The sequence below is a fragment of the Paenibacillus sp. RU5M genome, from assembly GCF_900221055.1.
In the GTDB taxonomy this organism is placed as follows: Bacteria; Bacillota; Bacilli; order Paenibacillales; family Paenibacillaceae; genus Paenibacillus; species Paenibacillus marchantiae.
Map to the genome: position 1 here is coordinate 97,602 of NZ_OBQM01000013.1, position 18,590 is coordinate 116,191.

An 18,590-nucleotide genomic window follows, 5' to 3' on the forward strand; every position below is an offset into this window, starting at 1 on the left:
TCGTTTATGCTAAAAAAAGGAAGTTTACTATATTTGAAAGGAGGAAGTTGAAATGGAAAATATGTGTATGAACATGATGATGAACATGTGTATGGAAGAAATGATGTGCAAGATGAAATCCATGAAGATGATGATGGAATGCATGGAAGACAAAAGCATGATGGAAGGCATGGACATGAATAAAATGATGTCCTGTATGCAAGAATGCGACGAAATGATGACAACAATGATGGGCATGATGAGCAACATGAAGAAAGCATCCATGTAATTATCGATCATTCATTTCATGTAAAGCTGGCGGGCTTTACATATGTGTGGAACAGTTGACTGTACGCATCAAAAGAATAGTAAGCCTTTAATCAAGGCGGGTTAAGCAGACGAACTGCAGACCGGCTTTTTTTCTTGTTTATTTTATTTATATTGAAGAATCTTACGAGAGACATCAATCCGCATTAGCTTTAATTTGAACCATTGCTCCTGTAAAGACTCAGTCTGGTAACCCTCTGAAGCGACTCTCAGCTTGCTGAAAATGTCTACCAGTTGTTTGTTGATCCGGTCGTAGCTTGTAAGCAGCTCACGGAGCAGTATCGCTTTTCGTTCTTCCTCCAGTAACGCGTCCTTCTGATCTTGAAGCTTCCTGAGAATATCCTCAGCCCATTCCGAGTCTTCTATGGTACGGGCATAATTATATAGGTCCAAATAATCGTTAACCCAAGTTTGTGTCAAAGAATCCATGGCGTTATCACTCCAGTCAGCTACTCTTTTCTGTATACCGAGTATTATACCCGGAATAATACAATTTACAAGTGCTGAATATGATTTTTCTGGTTTTTTTTCAGTAGTAGTCTCATATATGCAATTCATGTGATGCATGCTTAATAATATTAATGATTTTGTGCTCTGCATCCTTGGCTTCAGGAATAGGGTAAAGCACAAAGACATGATTCATTTTGGGATATACAAAGGTATTATGGTCAATGCCCTGGTCGGTAAGCAGTTTGTCGAGCTTCATGTTGTCGGGAAATAAACCTTCATGAGTTCCGATGAAAATGGTAATCTTTCCAAGTCCTTTGAAGTCTCCGTAGATTGGACTGATCAATGGATCATCCAGATTTTTATCTGCCGCCCATATTCTTCGAATTACATCATAGCCTTCCACAGCCAGCATCGGATCTCGGGTCTCATAATCGAATATGACCGGATTGTCCAGAACCATATCCACACATGGAGATAACAAAATGATATCTTTGGGTTGAGGAAGAAGATTCGTCTTGATGTAATGTGCAAAGCTAAGCGAAATATTTCCTCCTGCGGAATCTCCCATAATGGTAAGTTGTGCAGGACTCTTTATCGATTCAATGATTTCCCGGTATAAGTTCAAGAGTCTTGGATATGTATGCTGGTAGTTGAAATGAGGCACTTTGGGATAGATGGGTGCTATAACTTTGGCATTCAACGATTGTGCGATGCGGTCCATGAACTTCCAATGAAAGGTTAGAGGCTGGTGCGTATGAGCGCCGCCATGTATATATAGAATCACTTTTTGGTCAGCAGACATCTGGTCATTCAAAGTAAATACCTGCATGTCTTCAAAGAAACGTTCGTTTACTGAAGAGATTAATTTAACCTTACCCAGCTCATAAGGCTTAGTGTTCTCTACACCCATGTGTTCCAAGTGCTTCAGGGTGTTTTCTCGCGTGGATAAATTCTTCTTGCTATCTAAAGTTCCAATGTATTTTTCTAGTAAATAGCTCTTGAAAGAGCGTTTTTTGTTATATATATTTACACTCATCTGTGCGCCGCCTCTCATCCATAAAGTATGTTATCCACAGTATAAAGCCTGAAGTATACTTCAAGGTCAAGGCTGGGAAAGTGATTGGTGCGCATAAAAAAGGCGAAATGAATTCAGCTAAGGATTCACCCAATTAAATATATATTCTGGAAAATAAATTAAAAATATACTATGTTATAGGTTGATAGATGAAGGGATCATTTATCTGTAACTATAGTGATGATCATATCAAACTGAAGGAGCATACATATGTTCAATCAAGCGACTGCTTTACGTTCTGTGCTCAACCCTAAATATCTGGAGTTTGTATTGAGTGATCAATATGACATCGGATCGTGGGAAGAATGTTTATTTTGGCTGAGAGGGTTAAATGATACCTACCGGGTAACTACATCCACTGGTATGTTTATTCTTCGTGTCTACCGTACTGAAATTACGGAAAACGATGTACGTTACGAACTGTCCCTGTTATCTCAATTAAAGGGCATTTTAAGTTCATCTGTACATACCAATATTGGAGAGTACATCGAGAAGAAAGATCATACTGGATATACTGTGTTGGAGGCCGCGGAAGGCAAGCGGGTTGCTGTGATGTTTCGGTATATTGAGGGTATCGAGAACAACCTTGAAGATGAACAGTCATGTTACGCTTTTGGTCAGTCTGCGGCTGAGCTGCATAAAGCGATGGACCAAGTGGTATTGGAGCAGCCGCGATATGAGTTGGATACGAAGTTTCTCATTGACGAGCCTCTTGAACGAATCATCAACTACATCGGTGAAAAAAATGAAGCAGTATCATTTCTAAATACGTTTGCTAGAGAGTTAAAAGAACGCATCGGCGTCGCATCCAAACAAGGTTTGGACACGGGGCTCTGTCATGGCGATATGCATGGGAACAATAACGCTTTTCAACAGGGGAATCAGTTCATCCATTATGACTTTGAGTGGGTGGCTAAAGGCTGGCGTGCCTACGATCTGGCGCAGGTGAAGGCTCGAAAGAGACAGTCTGGTGAGCAAAAAGAAGTGTTATGGAGTGCACTGATGGCAGGATATCGTTCGGTAAGAAGCTTCTCTGCCGAAGATGAACAGGCTGTTGATCTTTTTATTATTGCTCGCCGATTCTGGGTTATGGGTCTTGATGTTGCTTTTATCGAAAGTGATATGGGTGCGCTGGATTATGGTTCGGATTGGTTGGATAGTTTCGTGGAAGAGTTCCGGGATACGGGGATTGTTTAGCGGTGATAACTAACAGCAATGATGGATTCAAATGAAGAAGGCCTTCTGGATGGTTCCAGAGGGCCTCTTTTATTTTGTAAGATGCATGTCATGACCTTTACTTAGTTCGATGAAGTCGAAGCTACGACGGCAGCCGATGTTGCAGCAGCGGCCATGGCGGCCTGTTGGGCAATGATAATGTTGGTGATGCTAGTGGAGACCGTCGTGGTCAGGACGCCGTTTCGAAGATCCTCCACATATTGCACTGCCACCAGCGAGGACGAGAGCAGCAGCAATTCCTGTTTGTTGATTGACCAGGCACCAAAGCCCTTCTGTGTACGCAACCACTCATACGTTTCCTCAACTTGCTCTACCAGCGTTTCTCTGTCAGCGGGCAGTAGGGAGAGGATTCCCAGAGCCGGCAGGGTGTACATTTTGTCTAATCGTATTCCCCGTCTGCGGAATGCCTCATTTAACGCTATCACATGAGCGCCCGCCTCCGGATTATCATCGCCTAGGACCAGCACCTGCGTTAATGCCTGCACACTATTGCCCGGTGAGAACTCAGGTTTTAATTCTGCATAGAGCTGCTCCATACGGGTCACACCGGATTCTACGTCGAGATCGGAAAGGGCCAGCATGGCAGCGAAAATATAGTCGTCCTGTCCGGTAAGAAAGCGGTGTTGGGCTTTCATGTGATCATAAAATGCTTTGGCTCGTTCGACCTTATGCTCGAATTGGTCAGGCGCCGCGTGAGCTGCAATCTGATAGGCGGCAATAACCAGGTAATCGGACGTACGAAATTTGACTTTTTTCATCAGATCATAGATAAGCAGGGTGTCTTCCAGTTTCTTTTCCTGATCTGTTGTAAGCGAGAGCAAGGTGGCGACGCTGATCGCCGAATTTCCTCTGAAAGCCGAGAAGAGATTGGTGTTTTGCTTAATCAATTCATGACTTTGACGAATGGCCTCGCCATCGGCTTGTTTATTTTCCGCTGCATATAGTAGGGCCGCCAGACGGTGCATCATCACATTTTGCCATTTGAATGATTTCTTGATGATCTGAGTGTTGGAAACGAATAATTCGACTCGTGCAGCATGTTGCTCTTGCATAAGCAGACCTCCCGAGAGATTGGACCTTTTCTCCAGTTTACTATAAATGGGGCCTCACCGTTCACAGAAAAAAAGCACCCCAACAGAAGTTTATGGATTCCTTGGCAGGCTCCAATTTGTACTTCTAAGAGGTGCATTTTTGATTTAACTGAAAGAGTTCATGTATTTAAATCTTCATATAAGAATAGTTACTACGTGTTCGTTGTATTGTTAATTGAAAGAAATCGTGTAGGATACGGAAGGGTACAACGTCGTGGACGCGGGCACGCGTTCTACCACAGTGACCAGAGTGCCAGGATTGTAGTAGGCTGAACCGCCGGTGTAATTGGTGCTATTTACGATGGCTGTCCCCAGATCGATTGTCGTATTATTGTAGCTCCAGTAGTAGTGCAGTTGAAGTGCATTGGCTGCGGAAGCCGTAATTTTTACGCTTGTACCGGTGGTTTTGGCATTAGGGAGAATGTAGGCGTATCCTTGACCAGCAGTGAGCGTATTGGAATAGCTGCCTCCATAACTTACGATGGCGGGATTAGCTGATGCGGTCAGGCCAAACATAAGGGATATGCCCATAAAAAACACAAACAAGGTGCTGCTAAGTTTTTTCATCGATACCTCATCCTTTCAAAATGAAATGTTTTAAAGGGTAACCTTACTAAAACGAAAACCTTTTCGAAAATGGATGGAGACATCCTCCTTTTTTCAGTTTATGTTAGCGTTAACATTCCTGACGGCTATAATATATACCAATAAAATACAGTTGTAAATAGCGGAAAAGAGTATGCAAAAAATGACCGCTTTAGGCGGTCATACGGTTTCTTATTTCTCAATGTACGATCTAATGAAATTACAATAATAACGCTAACAAATGGATGGCCCCAATAATCCCCATGGGGTAAATGAATGATCTGGAAAATGAATTCTTAAATTCATTACGAGGGTGTTTTTCGAAAAATAGGTGCAGTACCGCATGAATGATGAAAAATATATCCAGCACCCAGAACGTAATCGTTTGATATGAGCTGAAAAGCAGTGCGAGTATGACGGTGTAGAGTGGTAGGTGAACGAATGTGAAGCATTTATAGGCTTTTTCATCTTCCATATCTTTCAGTACCATAAACAATTTCCACTCAGATCGTCTAATGGCGTCCATTTCGTGCAGTAGAAATAAAGATAAATTAAACAAAAATAAGACTAGTAAAAAGTCAGGCATCCCCATTCTCCCTTTCATATTAAACCTTCCCCTATCTTACTAAAGCTAATTATATTTGGCAAAATATTACTAAAAGGTTCACGCTCCGTTCATACGTTCTTGATATGCTCTCGAAAGAAAGCCGAAGAACAGTGATCAACACAAAATATACGGAGTGGTGGAGGTTTGTTATGTCATCGTCGATAAGGAAAATGGTTTGCAAAATGATGTTACTGGTATTGTTGGGTGCTACGCTAGGGGCAACTTGGTTAGGGATTAAAGCTCCCGTATCAGCAGAGGCTTACTCTTCCGGATTGAGTTCTGGTACACAAGAGAAGGGAATCACTGTTAACCTGGATAACAAAGAACAGTTAGGAGCATTCATTGATGGGATTATGGATGTTCAAATGGATTCTTTACAGATTCCGGGTGCAGTCATTTCAATTGTGAAGGATGGGAAGATTCTACTCTCCAAAGGGTACGGACATTCGAACATCGAAGAAAATAAACCCGTTGATCCCGAGACCAGCCTGTTTCGGATTGCGTCGACAACAAAGCTGTTCACATGGACCGCAGTGATGCAGCTGGTTGAGGAGGGAAAGCTTGATCTGGACACTGACATTAACACCTATCTGAAAACGTTGAAAATACCACCAACCTATGCGGAACCAATTACGTTACGTCATCTCATGACCCATACGGCAGGCTTTGAGGAAGGCGGTGTTGGATATCAGATTACCACTGATCCAGAGAAGCTCCCCGTCTCCATTGCAGAAACAATGGCAAACCATATGCCAGCTCGGGTCATGCCTCCAGGCGCGATGCTGGCATATTCCAACTATGGTGCCTCACTCGCCGGACTTATCGTCGAAGAAGTTAGTGGCATTGCTTATAATGACTATATACAGAAAAATATATTTGATCCGCTGAGCATGAAGTATGCTACGGTGGAGGAGCCTGTTCCGGCATCGTTGAAGCCCTATGCCGTACTTGGATATGCCCGAGCCAATGGCGCGTATGTAACCAAGCGTCCTACGTTTGAAGGTGGCTTCCGACCTGCAGGATCAGGCAGTGTCTCGGCGAATGATATGGCTCATTTCATGATTGCCCATTTACAGGACGGACAATATGAGGATAAGCAAATTCTCAAGCCGGAAACCGCCAGGCTTATGCATTCCCCGGCATTCCAGTTTGACGAACGTTTACCCGCCATGGACTTGGGCTTTTATGAGTTGAACATGAATGGACTGCGTGTGATCTCTCATGGAGGTGCCGACGAGCTATTTAATACAGCGCTTTATCTTGTACCAGACCAACAAGTCGGCATATTTGTTTCCTATAGTGGAGGGGACGGTGGAACGGCAGCAGGAGGATTGGCGCAAGCCTTCTTTGATCGTTACTATCCTGCCCATATTACGAATCAGCCTGCTGCAACCTCTATTGAACTGGGGGAGCCTCTGGAGAAATATGCAGGTTCCTATCAATTTACACGTCGTAATCACACGAAGATCGATAAGTTTTTCAGTTTTCTGACTCAGATCAATATTGAAGTTTCGGATAACCGGTTGTCGATTGGAAGTGGTGCAGATCAGCAAGTATACACTCCGATTGGAGTGAATCTATTCCAGGAAGTCGGCGGCAAGCATCAGATGGGATTCCGTACGGATACAGAGGGCAAGGTCACGTATCTGTTTCTGGATATACTCAACCCCATGCCACTGGAACCAACCCCGTTAATTAATCAATCGAAGTTCTGGCTTCCGTTGCTCGGTATCTCGGCCGTTCTGTTCATTACCGTACTACTGGGAGCTGTTTATCGTAGACGCAAAATCAAAGCGATGCCAAGGGCGCAGAAATGGGCAGTCCTGCTGTCGGTAGTTACGTCCGTGTGGTCATTGGTGACCTTGGGAGCTACACTTCTGGTGATGAACATAGATCTGATCGATCGACTCAGTCATATTCCACTATCTCTACGTCTTTATCTGTTCATGCCTCTGATTCTTGTGGGATGGAGTGTGGCAATCGTAACAATGAACGTTCTGGCATGGAAAAACAAATATTGGACGTTACCTAAGCGTGTGTATTATACGTTCGTAACTCTAGCAGCAGTAACCTTATGTTTATTTTTCAATCATTGGAATCTGTTGGGCTGGCATTTTGGTTGAACCCTCCACCCAGGTGGAAGAGGAGAAGAAATATATTGGAGGCATGCATTTGATATGACCCAAATCCTTGTCGTGGACGACGATGTGCACATTCGTGAGCTGATTACCTTGTTTTTGCGGAATGAGGGATTTGAGATCGTGGTGGCTAAAGACGGTGCAGAAGCATTGGATATTGTTGAGAAATCCCCAATTGATCTGGTTATCCTCGATATTATGATGCCAAAATTGGATGGTTGGGAACTATGCCGGGAGATCCGGCGCATGGATCTGAATATGCCGCTCTTGATGGTTACGGTAAAAGGGGAATCGGCTCAGAAAGTGAAGGGATTCCAGCTTGGAACAGATGATTATTTGACGAAGCCCTTCGATCCACTGGAGCTTGTGATGAGAGTGAAAGCATTGCTGAAACGGTATCTGATTGTCTCTTCCCAAACGATTCAATTGGGGGGCATTACACTGAATCGCCGCAGCTTTCAAGTGATTCGAGGGGAGGAGACGCTTAATCTGCCTTTAAAGGAGTTCGAATTGCTGTTCATGCTGGCGAATCAGCCTGGGCAGATATTTACCCGGGAACAGCTAATTACGAAAATCTGGGGGAGCGACTATGAAGGGGATGACCGAACGGTTGACGTTCACATTAAGCGATTAAGGGAAAAATTCGCTGGTGATGCCCACCATTTTCAGATTGAAACGGCCCGCAGTCTGGGCTACCGGTTAGTGATCACATGATCAAGACCTTATACGTTCGCATCATTTTCACATTTCTGGTTGTCATTATTTTCAGCCTGCTGTCGTCTTTCCTCATAGGGCTCTTTCTATTCAAAAAAGAAGTAAACCATCTCGGTCAGAATGACATGATTGCAACAGGTGAGGAAATGATACGTCTCTATGAACAAACACACCCGGAGGACCGGGAGGCATTCATTAAAAGTATGGTGAAGATATCCACCTATCCCATTCATCTATATGATGTTTCCGGCAACGTAACATACTATGATCTGGACAATACGCAGACCGTTCAAATTGCACCAGAGGTGGTTCAAATGGTATTGCAGGGTCAGGTCTATCGTTCTCCGGCTGAGGTGGATCAGACCTTTATCGGTCTTCCTTTCCCATTCCAAGGGGAGCCGCAAGCCGTGTTTATGCAATATTCCCCGCAGAACGAAAATATCATTAATCGGATGGTCCTCCTGATATTATTACTCGCACTGTTTATCGGAAGCCTATGTATTTTTATTGCTGCAAGGTACTTGGTGAAACCGATTCAGGTATTGACTCGTGCAACCAAACAGCTGGCGAAGGGTGATTTTGACGTGGAAATCCAAACGAAACGTGTGGACGAAATGGGAGCTTTGACACACAGCTTTAATGAGATGGCGAGTGAGCTCAAACAGTTGGAACAGATGAGACAGGATTTTGTTTCCAATGTATCTCATGAGATTCAAACCCCGCTGACCTCTATTTCCGGATTTGCCATGGCGATGAAAAATAGTAACCTGGTTGCCGAGGCTGATCGTAACTATTACCTCGATATCATTATTACGGAGAGTGGACGGCTATCCAGACTTAGCGATAATCTGCTGGAGCTTGCATCTCTGGACTCCGATCATCATCCGTTCGAGGCGGCTACCTATAATCTTGATGAGCAAATTCGGCAAATTATCGTTACCTGCGAGCCGCAGTGGTCCACCAAAAATATTCAGGTTCATCTGGAGTTGGCAGAACCGATTCAAGTTACAGCAGATCGGGATCAACTTAATCAGGTCTGGATGAATCTGCTGGGGAACAGCATCAAGTTTACGCCAGCAGGTGGGCATATTCATATACGGACGCACCAGTTAGAGAACAAAATTCTCATCACGATAACGGATACGGGCATTGGAATAGCGCCAGAGCAGCTCGATTATGTGTTTGATCGGTTTTATAAAACAGATCTGTCGCGAAACCGCAGCATCAGCGGTAACGGTCTGGGCCTTGCGATCGTCAAGAAAATCGTGATGCTCCATCACGGAACCGTCGAAATGAAAAGCCAGGAGGGTGAGGGTACGACGGTGCTGGTTCATCTGCCTATAGGATAATTAAAAAAAGTAGCTGAGGGCTGCCTAACATTAATTTGTTGGTAGCTCTATTTATGTTACTGTGCACTGAATCCGCTTCCTTACATTCCTTGTTGTATTTCTGTGGCACATCTCGTACAATTTGGTGAAGTAATTCTGCATTGCGTTAATGTGGATGTGAAAAGGGGAGAATCGTTTGGAATCAAAGCAACTATCTAGAGGGCTAAAGCCCCGCCATGTAGAGCTGATTGCACTCGGAGGTACAATCGGGGTCGGATTGTTCATGGGATCGGCAAGTACGATCAAATGGGCAGGTCCTTCGGTGCTGCTGGCCTATTTGCTGGCCGGGATCATTATCTTTTTTGTCATGCGTATTATGGGGGAAATGTTGATTCAGGAGCCTGTCACCGGTTCATTTGCGACATTTGCTCATAAGTATATCAGTCCACTCGCCGGGTTCCTGACTGCCTGGAGTTACTGGTTCCTCTGGGTAACGGTTGGTATGGCAGAAGTAACCGCGATCGGGATTTATGTAGGCTACTGGTTCCCGGATATTCCACAATGGCTGCCTGCTTTGGCTGGGGTGCTTATTATTGCAGCAGCGAATCTGGCAGCGGTAAAGTACTATGGTGAATTCGAATTCTGGTTTGCACTGATCAAGGTGACGGCGATTGTCTTCATGATCGTGATCGGAACCGGACTGATCTTCTTCGGCTGGGGGAATGGAGGACAGCCCATTGGGCTATCGAATCTGGTGAGCCATGGCGGATTTTTCCCAGGAGGGATCAAAGGTTTCCTATTTGCCCTGTGTATCGTAACGGCTGCATACCAGGGTGTCGAAATGGTAGGGATTACGGCAGGTGAAGCAGAAAATCCGAAGATCACGCTGCGTAAAGCGATCAAAAACATCGTGTGGCGTATTCTCATTTTTTACGTTGGGGCCATTTTTGTCATCGTGACATTGTTTCCTTGGAATGAAGTGGGAGAGACGGGAAGTCCGTTTGTACTGACGTTTGCCAAAGTCGGGATTGTCGCTGCTGCGGGAATTATCAACTTTGTTGTGCTTACCGCCGCGATGTCGGGATGTAACAGTGGGATCTATAGTGCAGGACGTATGCTTTACACGCTTGCGGAGAATGGACAGGCACCGGCCTTTTTCAAAAAGCTGTCCAAAGGCGGGGTTCCCCGCAACAGTATTATCATTACGATTTCCTTGCTGCTGGTGGGTGTGGTACTCAACTACCTGATGCCGGACTCCAAACTGTTCCTGTATATCTACAGCGCAAGTGTTCTTCCGGGGATGGTTCCGTGGTTCGCACTCGCCTTCAGTCAGTTCAGGTTCAGAAAGCGTTGGGGCAATGAGATGGCTGAACACAATTTTAAATCCAAATGGTTCCCAATCAGCAACTATATCATCATCGTATATCTGACGCTCGTCATTATCGGTATGGCATTTAACCCGGATACGCGGTTACCCCTCATTGTTGGGGCTACATTTATGGCGATCGTTGTGATCGGATATTTCGTATTTAGCATAGGAAAAAGACAGCGGGTAGATGAAGGCGAAGATCACTAACTTATATATTATAAAACCGTTGGTGTTAATATGTTTAGAAGTTGTGCCTGAATTTTACACCGGAACGGAGAGGGCAGAACCAATCTGAAGAAGCGAAGCGTGCGCCTAAAAGCTTTCTGAAAGAAAGCTACATCGGAAGCATACGCTAACCCGGATTTTCCCTTTTTAAAAAGGGAAAATCAAAAAATCTGGGGATAAGAGCGATCGGAAGATGGTACTGCACTCGTAGTGGCAAGGTGTATAATTTCCCTAGTCAACTTAATATCGTAATATCATATGTGCATTCCTTGAATACATGGGAGAACCTTCGGGAGATCCAGTGTCATACAGGGAGTGCATTTTTTTGTTTTCAAAATTCATGCTTGAATCTCCTGTAACTGGAGGTTTTATGATTGGAAATAGAAGAGCTGCTGCACGATATATTTTAATTTCAGTTGTGGTAGAGAAGGGGGCAAGGAATAATGAGAACACTGGAATGGATTTATCTTATTTTCAATGTAGTAATGCTGGTATGGTTGATTGGGGGCCGAAACAAACCTCGGAAAATGGTGTGGGGAGGATGGGGCATATCGGTTGTATTATTGCTGGTACATGGGGTGCTTGAGGGATTGCGTTGGTCCATGATTCCGGCGTATTTGCTCACACTGGTTCCACTGATTGTGTTAATCGCTAAAAGGTCAAAATCAACCGTTATGCGGAAATTCGGACGTGTTCGAATCATCGGAACATCGCTGTTGGTATTGGTATACGCTGCTGTGACAATCGGGCTGCCACTCCTGTTCCCGGTATTTTCGTTTGATAAACCAACAGGACCTTACGGAATCGGTACGGTATCCTACGATTGGACGGATGAGAGCCGGGAGGAATTGCTGACGAGTACTGCCGGAGACAAACGGGAACTGATGGTGCAGATCTGGTATCCAACGGTTAAAGACACCAAGGGAACAACGGCTCCTTACGTGAATGATCCGAAAGTGTATGCAACAGCCTTTAATGATGTACTGACGCTGCCAAAGCTTCTATTTTCAAGCCTGAGTCAAGTCAAAACCCATGCTATTCAGGAGGCATCATTGTCTGATGCGGAAGCTAAGTATCCGGTCATTCTTTTCTCTCATGGCCTACATGGATATGAAAGCCAAAATACGTTCCAGGTGGAGCAACTGGTCAGCCAAGGTTATATTGTTGTGGGCATTAATCATACGTACAGCAGTCTGGTCTCGGTGTTCCCGGATGGGCGTGTGTCGCAATTTGAATCGGAGGGCAAGGAAGGCTTCGATCAACTGCAGTTCAGTTATATGGACAAGCTCAACGAGACATGGGTGAAGGATGTGCAATTTGTGCTGGATCAAGTGGAGAAACTGGCTGCCAATGATGCCAATGGACGTTTTAACGGTCATATGGATCTGGACAACATCGGCATGTTTGGACATTCATTTGGCGGGGCAACAACCGTACAGATGCTGATGGATGATCCTCGTGTCAAAGCAGGTATGAACATGGATGGCGTATTGTTTGGAGAGAAGCGTATTCCTGCTGAAGGTGTAGGCAAACCGTTTCTCATGATGAGCGCGGATACAACCGTTGCAGGTACAAGTGTCATGAGTGACGACGAGATTGCAGCTATGGGTACGACTCGTCCGGAAGCCGAGAAATATTACGAAGAAGTGTATGCACGTTATGAACCGGTGACCGCGGGAGGGAACTACTGGATGGAGCTGAGTAATACCAAACATTTAAGCTTCTCGGACCTCTATCTGGTATCTCCCATTCTGGAATGGTCACAGGGTGTAGATGCAAGGAAAGCACACCAAATTGTAAATGATACAACAATCGACTTCTTTAACCACTATCTGAAAGGGCAACCGCTCCAGTTGGACAGTGAAGTGGGAGAACACACATCCTATTCATTGAAAAAAGGTTGAATCTAAAAATGGAAGAGCGCTGGAATTCAGTCTTCTTCCATTTGTTTTAACCGCAGTCGCATTCCTTCTTGCAACAGATTAATGCCGTCTACGATCTGGCTCCATTCAGGATTCACGATTTTGCAGAGCTTGTTAAAACGAAGGATGCGCTCTGTTACGGAGTCGAGCATATATCGAGCTTGTCTGCGAAAAAATGCTTCCGGATCTCCAGCATGTTCAATACTGGCGTACATCATCACAAAATCCCACACCATGCTCTGCACTGCAGGGCTATCTAACGGCCAACGTTTGTCTAGAGCTTCAGTGGCACGAATGCGGAGGGTCTCCATTTTTTTTACCCAGGCATCTGCTTCAATCTGTGGATGATTCGCCATGGTGAAGAACGGAAGTTCGAGGCGGGCCAGATCGGCGATGTAAGCCGGATCGTTAATGATTTCCTGGATTTCCTTCCATGCCAGTGTTTGCTGGGCAGACAGCTTAGTATCTTTCATCATGTATTTGTCGAAAAAATGAAGAAACGAAACTCTCCATTCGTGGGGGATTCCGTCCAGCAGGTGAGATTCTTCCATTTTGGCGGAGATGAATTGTTTTCTTTTTTGAGCATTGACGGTCAGCGAATCCACCAGGCTTGAAACATGGGTAAGAGACTGTCCGGAATGAAGCGTATCTTCTACTTCCTGCTCTTTGGCTTGTTGCAGAATGGAGAGCATGGAATTCATGGTCCCGATCTGAGTTTCTAGGGCTTCAATTTGTAGATCCAGCGCCTGTGACACGCCAAGTTCACCGGACATCAGCTTGCGAATATCCGATATGCCAAAATTCAAATACCGAAGCGTTGTGATGAGTTCCAGCCGCCACACGTCTTGCGGTGTATAAAGACGGTGACCACCTTCCGTATGAAAAGAGGGCCGGAGCAACTCGATTTCATCGTAATAACGAATCGTTTTGACAGTCGAGCCGATCATTTTGGCAGCTTCACCGATCGAATATGTATCTTTGCTTTGATTCAATAAAATCACCTCAGGATCTATTATACAACCTCCAGTTACAGGAGATTCAAAGTCGGAAGGTTTGCCATGGAAATGTTCAGAGCCAGTTTAAATTCCACCCATCTCGGTTACAAAGGAAAGAGTGCAACTTTTATGAAAACAATAATAAATAAATTTAAATTTACACAGTCTATTTAAATTGAACTTATTTTCTACACAATAACGTAGAGGGCAGAGAAAGCCTGGAGAAGTGAAACGTTCGCCTTTATCACCGGATTTCCCCTTAATTAGGGATAGAAAAAATCTGGGGATAACAGCGATCGGAAGGTTGCTCTGACCGCGTAGTGACCAGTGTAGAATCATTTCGTTCTATTTATAGGGTGTAAATAAATCCGAGGAGGAATTGTACATGGCTAATCAAGACCAGCACACCATGCAAGATCCGACGACACAATATCCGAAGGCAACATCAGATTGGAAGCAGCAGCAGGATGAGCCCGGGCTTCAACGTGAAATGACTCCTGTACCTGATGCAGGTGAGAAAAGCTACAAAGGCAGCGGCCGTCTGACCGGACGTAAAGCTGTTGTAACCGGAGCAGACAGCGGTATTGGTCGGGCAGCAGCCATCGCTTTTGCTCGTGAAGGTGCGGATGTCGTTCTGGCTTACCTTCCCGAGGAAGAAGCCGATGCAAAGGAAGTGGTCAAGCTGATCGAAGAAGCAGGCCGCAAGGCTGTTGCGATTCCAGGCGATCTCAAGGATGAGAAATACTGCGAAGAACTCATTGAATCTGCTGTAAAAGAGCTCGGTGGGATCGATATCCTCGCCAACGTGGCAGGTAAACAGCAGTTTGTTGAGCAGATCGCCGACCTGACTACAGAACAATTTGATGCGACATTCAAAACCAATGTCTATTCAATGTTCTGGCTCTGTAAAGCAGCTGTGAAACACATGAAACCAGGCAGCTCCATCATTAACACGTCTTCTATTCAGGCATATAAGCCATCGCCAATCTTGCTGGATTATGCGACAACAAAGGCAGCAATCAATACATTCAGCAAAGCGCTGGCCCAACAAGTCGGCAGCAAAGGCATCCGTGTGAACGTTGTCGCACCAGGTCCGGTATGGACGCCGCTTCAGGTGGTCGGTGGACAGCCCGTAGAGAAGCTTGCTGATTTTGGATCTAATACTCCGCTTGGTCGTGCAGGGCAGCCTGCGGAAATGGCGCCAGCGTTTGTGTTCCTGGCGAGTCAGGAATCAAGCTATGTGAGTGGTGAGACACTGAACGCCAATGGCGGTACAGTTAGTCCGTAATATAGGGATAGAGAAGGTACTACGTCTAGAAAGGGCGGAGTACCTTTTTTTATTCATAAAAGTTTAATAAATGTTAACTAACTACTATAAATTTAATTAGTATTTGGAAGTTGCAGGAAAACGATTAGTAAATGATAATTCCTTCTGGTACAATGCATGATAAAACGAAAAATGGAGTGGATCAGATGACGCCAGAACAGATTGTCAGAACTTTTTTTGAAGAAGTGCGCTCGGGTCGCAATCTTGATTATGCCAATACACTGATGGCCGAGCAGGTACTGGCTCACCAGGTGATCTCGGAAGAGGAAGTGACAGTCACAAGAACGCCCTCCGTCTATGCGGATCATGTGAGGGAAATGATCGAGGCGTACGGTGATTTTTCGCTGCAGATTCAGGAGTTGCTTGCACAGGGAGATAAAGTATATGTACGCTGGAGACAAGTGGGTACTCATGTTGGAGAAGTGGATGGATATGCGCCGACCAACCTGCCCGTGATTGAAATGGCGAGTGCGGTATATCGAGTGGAGAATGAGAGAATTGCAGAATACTGGATTCAGATCGACAGGCTGGGGATCGAAAAACAATTGGAGCGCAATCAGAGCTGATAACCAGCTCTTTCACAGGAGAGATTTCTTAAACTGTATAATACAGAGATATAGCAGGTGGAGGTGACATCATAAAACACATCACAAAAATGGCAATGGCTGTTCTAGCCGCCACCGCGATCATTACTACAGTAATAACAACAGCATCAATGAATAATGAAACAGTTGTCACTACATCCACGACATTATCAGTAATTAATAATGAGGAGCTCGCAGGTACTGCGACTACGAAACAGTTTAATATCCCGGTGGGATTTGAATATGTGAAGGTGAGCTTTAAAAACACAGGTTCGAAAGTGTTTACGTTCACGATCAACCAAGGATCTACTGCTGGAACCGCAAAAATGTCTTATACTGTCCCAGCAGATGGTAAAGAGCATACTTATTGGAGCGACCAAGCTTGGTCAACGGGTTGGTTTTATGTGAGCATGTCTTCTGCACAAGGGATGTCCGGCAAATTGAGTGTGTGTCTGGGTACCGACCTTAATAAACTGAAAAGTTTGTAAAAGCCATCGACTCATGCTGGTAAGTGATTGTAGAAAAGCTTAAGCTTTCTTGACCCTATACCAGTATGTATAGATTTCCGAGAATCCAAGTTTGGCATACAGTTTTATTGCGGGAGCATTATTAGCAACTACTTGCAGGTAACTGGAGGTAGCGCCATTCTCTTTTCCCCAATGCAATAGATGAAGGATCATTTGTTCAGCCAATCCCTGATTCCGAAAGTTAGCGTCCGTAATGATGTCATACAGTCCAATATAGCCTCGTTCCACCACACCGAATCCACAAGCAACGACTTGTCCGTCGATGAACAGCGAGATGAAACCTGTGCGCGTACGGATGTTGGTCAACATTTGTTCCATCGTTCCCCGATGCAGATCATTTACCTGATTTAGTCTGCAAAAGTGATCCAGCCACTCTCCGGTTAACTGTTCGTCCATTTTTACAGCAGAGTGCTCAGGCTCCTTAATGGTATCCAAGCTCCGAGTCTGGACCCGGCTCAGATCCACAACATCATACCCCTTTTCATGTAAAAGCTGGTCGAGATGATCCGGCTGGATAAACGGCGTAATCTTGAATATGGTACTTAATTGATTGGAAGCGTAGATTCGCTCGCATTGCTCGATCTTTTCATGCACATCTTGGGTAGAGTAGTGAAGGGGTTGAATGGAGTTGGCGCGCTTCGTATATCCCTGTGCAAAACGCAGTACCCATCCGTCAAAAAGTAAGGTGGATAAGGGCTGCCAATGGTTGAGTGATAGTTCCTCAATGGTTTTATAATCCGAATTCGATGTAGGGATCATATCTATCCTCCTATCTTATAATTTTATAATAATAGATATTAATGAATAAAAATTCAATATAAAATATGTAATAACGCTGAACATTATGCATAGAGTCACAGAATGGGTTACAATTTGAATGAATAAATTAGAATTTTGAAATTGAAATATCGAAAGAAGTGGAGCAGGTTATGCTATCTATTGAAATAAACAATCACATCATTAACTGTCACATCGAATATGGGAAAAGGAAGAAAGCTTCCATTACGATGGATTTACCCTATATGGTCACAATCAAGGCTCCCAATGGTACCAGCGAAGACATGATCCGGCAGCTTGTTGCGCAACATGGGGAAGTAATTTTGACGAAATCAGCTCTGATGCAGCAGGCGTTGGACGGTCCTCAAGCGAAAGAATATGAAGAGGAAGGCAAAGGGAAGTTTCTGCTCTTTGGCAAAGAACATGCACTGCATGAGTTAATTGACGTAGAGGGACGTTCGGAAGAGGAATTGCGTGCGAATCTGAAGAAGTTTTATTTTGCCGAGTGTAAAAGAATGATCGGTGAGCGCATCGGCCGTTACCAGCAGGAGTTGAAGGTGAAGCCGAAGTCTGTGGATATCGTAGAATCGGCGACCAAGTGGGGAAGCTGCAGTTGGGATAAAAAGCTGACGTTTAACTACCGTTTAGCGATGGCTCCACTAGAGGTGATTGATTACGTAATCATCCATGAGTTATGCCACATCCATCATATGAATCATGATCGTTCGTTCTGGCGCCGTGTGGGCAGTATTATGCCCGACTACAAAGCCAAGGAGGATTATCTGATGCGAAATGGCCGAGCCATGACGTTGTGAAAAATGCCCATACCACGAATGGACGTGGTGGAAGGAGTTCAAGATGTCAGAGAGTACCTCTTTTGATGTGTTGGTAGATGAATATATCTCGCAATTTCCTTCAGATGTACAGGTTAAATTACAATCATTAAGACAGATTATTCGCGATTCCGCTCCCAATGCCATGGAGAAGATCAGTTACAAGATGCCAACGTATGCAGAGCACGGGAACTTGGTTCATTTTGCAGCGTACTCCAAGCATATTGGATTTTACCCGGGTTCCAGTGGGATCGAAGCGTTTAAGGAAGAACTCTCACGGTATAAAGGAGCCAAAGGATCGGTTCAATTTCCATTAGATCAACCATTGCCAGAAGAATTGATCCGCCGGATCGTGGAATTTCGGGTGCAAGCGAATGTGGAAAAGGCTCGGGAAAAGAAGCGAAAGAAGTAGTGGGTGGTACCGTAAATATATGCATGAATATAAGGAAATGTACGATGATTAACACGGTTTATGTGTGACTTCAAAGATTTGAGTATGGT

General features: G+C 44.7%; 19 protein-coding genes. 12 read left to right on the forward strand and 7 right to left on the reverse strand.

The window, feature by feature from the left end; all coding sequences use genetic code 11:
* The first annotated feature begins 52 nt into the window (after positions 1-52).
* Positions 53-268, forward strand: coding sequence for a hypothetical protein (locus tag CRO25_RS27965; protein ID WP_063567124.1), 216 nt, complete (start codon positions 53-55; stop codon positions 266-268).
* A gap of 143 nt (positions 269-411) precedes the next feature.
* On the opposite strand, the gene CRO25_RS27970 is transcribed toward CRO25_RS27965, so the two are convergent.
* Both CRO25_RS27970 and CRO25_RS27975 read right to left on the reverse strand, forming a co-directional pair.
* Positions 412-735: a hypothetical protein gene (locus CRO25_RS27970; protein WP_064642206.1), complete on the reverse strand. Its 324-nt coding sequence runs from the start codon at positions 733-735 to the stop codon at positions 412-414.
* 112 nt (positions 736-847) lie between these two features.
* Positions 848-1,792: an alpha/beta hydrolase fold domain-containing protein gene (locus CRO25_RS27975; protein WP_079697217.1), complete on the reverse strand. Its 945-nt coding sequence runs from the start codon at positions 1,790-1,792 to the stop codon at positions 848-850.
* Between the two features lie 249 nt (positions 1,793-2,041).
* Here CRO25_RS27975 and CRO25_RS27980 point away from each other — a divergent pair, with 249 nt between their 5' ends.
* Positions 2,042-3,028, forward strand: coding sequence for a phosphotransferase (locus CRO25_RS27980; RefSeq protein WP_079697218.1), 987 nt, complete (start codon positions 2,042-2,044; stop codon positions 3,026-3,028).
* Positions 3,029-3,129: 101 nt separating this feature from the next.
* On the opposite strand, the gene CRO25_RS27985 is transcribed toward CRO25_RS27980, so the two are convergent.
* From CRO25_RS27985 to CRO25_RS27995, 3 genes are all read right to left on the reverse strand, one after another.
* Positions 3,130-4,119, reverse strand: coding sequence for a DUF4003 family protein (locus tag CRO25_RS27985; RefSeq protein ID WP_079697219.1), 990 nt, complete (start codon positions 4,117-4,119; stop codon positions 3,130-3,132).
* Positions 4,120-4,329: 210 nt separating this feature from the next.
* Entirely contained in the window at positions 4,330-4,725 is a 396-nt protein-coding gene (locus tag CRO25_RS27990; RefSeq protein ID WP_079697220.1) for a hypothetical protein, read from the reverse strand.
* 238 nt (positions 4,726-4,963) lie between these two features.
* Entirely contained in the window at positions 4,964-5,347 is a 384-nt protein-coding gene (locus tag CRO25_RS27995) for a DUF6713 family protein (protein ID WP_256863767.1), read from the reverse strand.
* Positions 5,348-5,499: 152 nt separating this feature from the next.
* Between CRO25_RS27995 and CRO25_RS28000 the strand changes: the two genes are divergently transcribed.
* The 5 genes from CRO25_RS28000 to CRO25_RS28020 all read left to right on the forward strand — a co-directional run bounded on the left by CRO25_RS28000 (position 5,500) and on the right by CRO25_RS28020 (position 13,028).
* A complete protein-coding gene (locus tag CRO25_RS28000) occupies positions 5,500-7,473 on the forward strand; it encodes a serine hydrolase (RefSeq protein WP_079697221.1) in 1,974 nt (657 codons plus the stop codon).
* Positions 7,474-7,527: 54 nt separating this feature from the next.
* Positions 7,528-8,202: a response regulator transcription factor gene (locus CRO25_RS28005; protein ID WP_063567131.1), complete on the forward strand. Its 675-nt coding sequence runs from the start codon at positions 7,528-7,530 to the stop codon at positions 8,200-8,202.
* Positions 8,199-9,551 carry a cell wall metabolism sensor histidine kinase WalK gene (locus CRO25_RS28010; RefSeq protein WP_079697222.1) on the forward strand — a complete coding sequence of 451 codons (1,353 nt, stop codon included), beginning with the start codon at positions 8,199-8,201 and terminating at the stop codon, positions 9,549-9,551. Before CRO25_RS28005 ends, CRO25_RS28010 begins: the two co-directional genes overlap by 4 nt.
* Positions 9,552-9,726: 175 nt before the next feature.
* Positions 9,727-11,106, forward strand: coding sequence for an amino acid permease (locus tag CRO25_RS28015; RefSeq protein ID WP_079697223.1), 1,380 nt, complete (start codon positions 9,727-9,729; stop codon positions 11,104-11,106).
* Positions 11,107-11,567: 461 nt separating this feature from the next.
* A complete protein-coding gene (locus CRO25_RS28020) occupies positions 11,568-13,028 on the forward strand; it encodes a dienelactone hydrolase family protein (protein WP_079697224.1) in 1,461 nt (486 codons plus the stop codon).
* A 26-nt stretch (positions 13,029-13,054) separates the two neighbouring features.
* On the opposite strand, the gene CRO25_RS28025 is transcribed toward CRO25_RS28020, so the two are convergent.
* Positions 13,055-14,038, reverse strand: a complete 984-nt coding sequence (locus tag CRO25_RS28025; protein ID WP_143806607.1) for a MerR family transcriptional regulator — start codon at positions 14,036-14,038, stop codon at positions 13,055-13,057.
* A 388-nt stretch (positions 14,039-14,426) separates the two neighbouring features.
* Between CRO25_RS28025 and CRO25_RS28030 the strand changes: the two genes are divergently transcribed.
* The 3 genes from CRO25_RS28030 (at position 14,427) to CRO25_RS28040 (ending at position 16,440) form a co-directional block, all read left to right on the forward strand.
* Complete coding sequence (locus tag CRO25_RS28030) at positions 14,427-15,329, forward strand: SDR family oxidoreductase (protein ID WP_063567142.1); 903 nt, start codon at positions 14,427-14,429, stop codon at positions 15,327-15,329.
* Between the two features lie 185 nt (positions 15,330-15,514).
* Complete coding sequence (locus tag CRO25_RS28035; protein WP_063567144.1) at positions 15,515-15,934, forward strand: ester cyclase; 420 nt, start codon at positions 15,515-15,517, stop codon at positions 15,932-15,934.
* A gap of 89 nt (positions 15,935-16,023) precedes the next feature.
* Positions 16,024-16,440, forward strand: a complete 417-nt coding sequence (locus CRO25_RS28040) for a phospholipase domain-containing protein (RefSeq protein ID WP_079697225.1) — start codon at positions 16,024-16,026, stop codon at positions 16,438-16,440.
* A gap of 39 nt (positions 16,441-16,479) precedes the next feature.
* Here the strand turns inward: CRO25_RS28040 and CRO25_RS28045 are convergent, their stop codons facing one another.
* Positions 16,480-17,238: a GNAT family N-acetyltransferase gene (locus tag CRO25_RS28045; protein WP_079697226.1), complete on the reverse strand. Its 759-nt coding sequence runs from the start codon at positions 17,236-17,238 to the stop codon at positions 16,480-16,482.
* A gap of 170 nt (positions 17,239-17,408) precedes the next feature.
* On the opposite strand from CRO25_RS28045, the gene CRO25_RS28050 reads away from it, so the two are divergent.
* Together CRO25_RS28050 and CRO25_RS28055 are read left to right on the forward strand one after the other, a co-directional pair.
* Complete coding sequence (locus tag CRO25_RS28050) at positions 17,409-18,071, forward strand: M48 family metallopeptidase (protein WP_079697227.1); 663 nt, start codon at positions 17,409-17,411, stop codon at positions 18,069-18,071.
* A 43-nt stretch (positions 18,072-18,114) separates the two neighbouring features.
* Entirely contained in the window at positions 18,115-18,501 is a 387-nt protein-coding gene (locus CRO25_RS28055; protein ID WP_079697228.1) for an iron chaperone, read from the forward strand.
* Positions 18,502-18,590 lie beyond the last annotated feature (89 nt).

Coding starts and splice junctions, on each gene's coding strand:
- CRO25_RS27975 (WP_079697217.1), bottom strand. CDS start 1,792: ATGAGTGTAAATATATATAACAAAAAACGCTCTTTCAAGAGCTATTTA.
- CRO25_RS28045 (WP_079697226.1), bottom strand. CDS start 17,238: ATGATCCCTACATCGAATTCGGATTATAAAACCATTGAGGAACTATCA.
- CRO25_RS28000 (WP_079697221.1), top strand. CDS start 5,500: ATGTCATCGTCGATAAGGAAAATGGTTTGCAAAATGATGTTACTGGTA.
- CRO25_RS27985 (WP_079697219.1), bottom strand. CDS start 4,119: ATGCAAGAGCAACATGCTGCACGAGTCGAATTATTCGTTTCCAACACT.
- CRO25_RS27980 (WP_079697218.1), top strand. CDS start 2,042: ATGTTCAATCAAGCGACTGCTTTACGTTCTGTGCTCAACCCTAAATAT.
- CRO25_RS27965 (WP_063567124.1), top strand. CDS start 53: ATGGAAAATATGTGTATGAACATGATGATGAACATGTGTATGGAAGAA.
- CRO25_RS28050 (WP_079697227.1), top strand. CDS start 17,409: ATGCTATCTATTGAAATAAACAATCACATCATTAACTGTCACATCGAA.
- CRO25_RS27970 (WP_064642206.1), bottom strand. CDS start 735: ATGGATTCTTTGACACAAACTTGGGTTAACGATTATTTGGACCTATAT.
- CRO25_RS27995 (WP_256863767.1), bottom strand. CDS start 5,347: ATGAAAGGGAGAATGGGGATGCCTGACTTTTTACTAGTCTTATTTTTG.
- CRO25_RS28030 (WP_063567142.1), top strand. CDS start 14,427: ATGGCTAATCAAGACCAGCACACCATGCAAGATCCGACGACACAATAT.
- CRO25_RS28040 (WP_079697225.1), top strand. CDS start 16,024: ATGGCAATGGCTGTTCTAGCCGCCACCGCGATCATTACTACAGTAATA.
- CRO25_RS28005 (WP_063567131.1), top strand. CDS start 7,528: ATGACCCAAATCCTTGTCGTGGACGACGATGTGCACATTCGTGAGCTG.
- CRO25_RS27990 (WP_079697220.1), bottom strand. CDS start 4,725: ATGAAAAAACTTAGCAGCACCTTGTTTGTGTTTTTTATGGGCATATCC.
- CRO25_RS28035 (WP_063567144.1), top strand. CDS start 15,515: ATGACGCCAGAACAGATTGTCAGAACTTTTTTTGAAGAAGTGCGCTCG.
- CRO25_RS28055 (WP_079697228.1), top strand. CDS start 18,115: ATGTCAGAGAGTACCTCTTTTGATGTGTTGGTAGATGAATATATCTCG.
- CRO25_RS28010 (WP_079697222.1), top strand. CDS start 8,199: ATGATCAAGACCTTATACGTTCGCATCATTTTCACATTTCTGGTTGTC.
- CRO25_RS28020 (WP_079697224.1), top strand. CDS start 11,568: ATGAGAACACTGGAATGGATTTATCTTATTTTCAATGTAGTAATGCTG.